The following is a 3,907-nucleotide window of genomic DNA, read 5'->3' on the forward strand; positions in this document are numbered from 1 at the left end:
TAAATATTAATTTGCATAATATAATAAAAGTAATGAAGAAATTACAAAAAATATCGCTTAAATAAGGAGGGATATGAATTATTCAGTGGTAATTTCATGGGAAAAGGAGATTATGTATGAAATCATTTCGTAAGTTATTACAGTATTTAAAACCATACATGTTCTTCGCTATTATTGGACCGCTATTTATGGTACTTGAGGTTGCGATGGACTTAATTCAACCGACTATTATGCAACATATCATTGATGTTGGGATTGCAAATCGGGATTTAAATTATGTAATAAAAATGGGGCTTCTTATGATAGGAGCAGCAGCACTCGGTTTAGTTGGAGGGCTTGGGTGTATGATGTATTCTACAAAAGCAGCTGTTAATTTCGCTACAGACATACGAAAAGATGTGTTTGCGAAAATAGAAACATTTTCTAGTAATAATCGTGATTCATTTGGAACAGGTAAATTATTAACGATCGTGACGAATGATATCACTTCCATTCAATCGGCAATGACGATGACATTACGTGTTCTCGTTCGTGGTCCACTGTTATTTATGGGAAGTATAATTATTGTTTTTGTAACAGCGCGAGAGTTATTTCCAATATTACTTGTAGTTGTTCCGATTTTATTACTTGCGATTATTTTAATTGCAAGTAAAGCAAGTGGTACATTTAAAAAGGTGCAAGAGGCATTGGACAAAGTGAATACAAAGTTACAAGAAAATTTATCTGGTGTACGTGTTATAAAAGCGTATGTAAGACAAAAATACGAAATCGCCCAATTTGGAAATGTAAATACAAATTTAACGAAGATAAATATTCGAGCTGTGCAACTTATTTCTTTAATGATGCCAATCATTATGCTAGTTGTAAGTGGCGGGATTGTCGCAACATTATGGATTGGTGGAGAAAAAGTATTCAATGGAACGCTTCAAGTAGGAGCGATTTTGGCATTTATTAATTACTTGAATATCATTTTAATGTCACTTATGTCGATTAGCATGGTATTTATTCAAATTGCGCGAGCTTTTCCATCTGCGGATCGTGTACAGCAAGTGTTAAATACCGAGGTTGATATTATAAGCGCAGCTAATGCAATCGAACCTGAGAAAATCGAGGGGAATATCGAATTTAAAAATGTTAGTTATAGTTATACGAAAAATAATGAATACGTTTTAAAGGATATTTCGTTTAGCATACAAAAAGGTGAAAAAGTAGGGATTATTGGATCAACTGGAAGTGGTAAATCTACCTTAGCGAAACTGTTACCACGTCTATATGATGTGGATCAAGGTGAAATATGTATAGATGGAATAGATGTTAAAACATATGATTTGCAAAAACTCCGTGCTTCAATAGGGTTTGTACCTCAGAAGGCTTTGTTGTTCTCAGGTAGTATAGAAGAGAATTTACGTTATGGTAAAGAAAATGCAACACATGATGAGCTGGAAGTAGCAGCTGCATCAGCTTGTGCGACTGAGTTTATCAATAAGCTGGAAGAATCTTATCGATATAATTTAACACAAGGTGCGACAAATCTATCAGGTGGACAAAAACAACGTGTATCAATTGCAAGGGCACTTGTGAGAAAACCACCGATTCTCATATTAGATGATTCTACATCAGCAGTTGATGCAAAATCAGAGGCTACTATTCAAACAGCTTTAAAAACAAAATATAAAGGCACAACGACATTATTAATCGCGTCCAAAATTTCTTCCATAATGGATGCGGATAAAATACTTGTATTAGATAATGGTGAATTAGTTGGCAATGGTACACATGAACAATTGTTAGAACGAAGTGAGGTTTATCAGGAAATTTATCTTTCCCAAGGTGGTAATTTGCATAAAGAAGGTGGGGAAGAACATGCGTAATTTTCAAGGGCAATTTGCTAATAAAGGTGGACGAAACACACCGAAGATGGGAAAAGCTAAAAATGCCCAAGGAACTGTAATGCGGATATGGAACTATATGGGCTATCAAAAAGCTGCTCTAATGTTTGTTATATTTCTAGTCGTTGTTACTACTTTACTTGGATTATTAGGTCCCTATTTTATGGGAGTCATTATAGATCAATATATTGTACCGAAAGATTTAAGTGGTACAGCAAGAATGTGTATGTTACTTATCGCGATTTACGGTGTAACTGTACTTTTAACATGGTTACAAACATTTGTCATGATTAACGTTGCATTAAAAACAATTCAAAAAATACGACAAGATATTTTTGAGAAAATCCAAACGCTTTCTTTACGGTTCTTTGATGTGCGTTCTCAAGGTGATTTAATGAGCCGTGTGACAAATGATATAGATAATTTGAACCAAGCTTTGACACAAAGTGTTGTACAAATTATTTCATCAGCGCTAACTTTTATAGGTGTAACGATTGCGATGTTCGCCTTAAATTGGATTTTAGCAATTGTAACTTTAATTACAGTACCTATTATGTTTTACGTTACAAAAAAACTAGTTGCATATAGTGGTAAAAACTTTGCGAAGCGTCAAAAAGATTTAGGTGAATTAAATGGATTTATTGAGGAAGCAATTACAGGTGCGGATGTTACGACGTTGTATGGAAAAGAAAAAGAAACTGTACAAAATTTCAATAAAATTAATGAACAGCTAAGAGTTTCAGCTACGAAGGCTGATACATTTTCAGCTTTTATTTTTCCAAGTATGAACTTTATTAATAACTTAGGTATGGGGCTTGTCATTGGGACTGGATCAGTTATGGTCTTAAACGGAATGACAACAGTGGGTGTTATTGCGGCTTTTATTAATTATTCTCGTCAATTCTCAAGACCGTTAAGTCAATTTGCGACTTTAATGAATACAATTCAAGCGGCAGTTGCTGGTGGAGAACGTGTTTTTGAGATTATGGATGAGGTACCAGAAATTCAAAATAAAAAAGACGCATTTGTTGTACAAAATTTACAAGGGCATGTTGCACTTGAGAATGTTTCATTTGGCTATGCAGAGAATAAAACGATTTTAAAAGAAGTGAGTCTTAAAGCGCAGCCAGGAGAGACAATTGCTTTAGTTGGCCCGACTGGATCAGGGAAAACAACAATCATTAATTTGTTAACTCGCTTTTACGATATACAGCAAGGACAAATTCATATTGATGGAAAAGATATAAAAGATTATGATATTAATTCTTTACGAAGTAAAATAGGAGTAGTTTTACAGGATACGTATTTATTTGCTGGTTCGATTATGGATAATATCCGTTATGGACGCTTAGATGCTACTGATGAAGAAGTTATCACTGCAGCTAAGGCAGCATCTGCACATTCTTTTATTAAGCATTTGCCAAATCAATATGAAACAGAAATTGCTTCAGAAGGATCGAATTTAAGTCAAGGACAAAAACAACTTCTTGCGATTGCACGAGCAATTTTAGCAGATGCAGATATATTAATTCTCGATGAAGCGACATCTAATATTGACACAAGAACAGAATTACAAATACAAGCAGGGCTAAATAATTTAATGAGAGGTCGCACAAGTTTTGTGATCGCTCACCGACTTAAAACAATTGAAAAAGCAGATCAAATCCTTGTTATAAAGGATGGAAGAATTTTAGAAAGAGGGGATCATGAGTCTCTCATGGAAGATAAAGGGTTTTATTTTGATCTGTATACGAGTCAGTTTAAAATATAGTAAAAACATTGATATGTTGCGGTTTCTCTTGAGAGGAGAAACCGCATTTTTTATATTTGTAAATATTACTATTCAAATGGTTTTTCACTACATATTTTAACAGCATCCTCCTGCATTCCAGGCAAAACATGTGAATAGCGATTTAATGTTATGAACATATCTTTATAACTGAATTGTTCACTTACAGTCTTTAGATGTATACCTTGTTTCAAAAGTAGCGTAGCATGTGTATAACGTAAATCATAAA

2 protein-coding genes are annotated in these 3,907 nt (G+C 34.0%); both read left to right on the forward strand.

Annotation, left to right across the window (positions count from 1 at the left end):
* Positions 1-116: 116 nt before the first annotated feature.
* Positions 117-1,871, forward strand: coding sequence for an ABC transporter ATP-binding protein (locus tag ACQGS6_RS24220; protein ID WP_000834788.1), 1,755 nt, complete (start codon positions 117-119; stop codon positions 1,869-1,871).
* Entirely contained in the window at positions 1,864-3,660 is a 1,797-nt protein-coding gene (locus ACQGS6_RS24225; protein WP_001243555.1) for an ABC transporter ATP-binding protein, read from the forward strand. The genes ACQGS6_RS24220 and ACQGS6_RS24225 overlap by 8 nt, the downstream gene beginning before the upstream one ends.
* Positions 3,661-3,907 lie beyond the last annotated feature (247 nt).

The sequence above is a fragment of the Bacillus sp. GMs2/2 genome (genome assembly GCF_050172095.1).
Classification (GTDB): Bacteria; Bacillota; Bacilli; order Bacillales; family Bacillaceae_G; genus Bacillus_A; species Bacillus_A cereus.

Excerpts from the sequence above, each read along its gene's own strand:
- ACQGS6_RS24225 (WP_001243555.1), top strand. The coding sequence starts at position 1,864 with ATGCGTAATTTTCAAGGGCAATTTGCTAATAAAGGTGGACGAAACACA.
- ACQGS6_RS24220 (WP_000834788.1), top strand. The coding sequence starts at position 117 with ATGAAATCATTTCGTAAGTTATTACAGTATTTAAAACCATACATGTTC.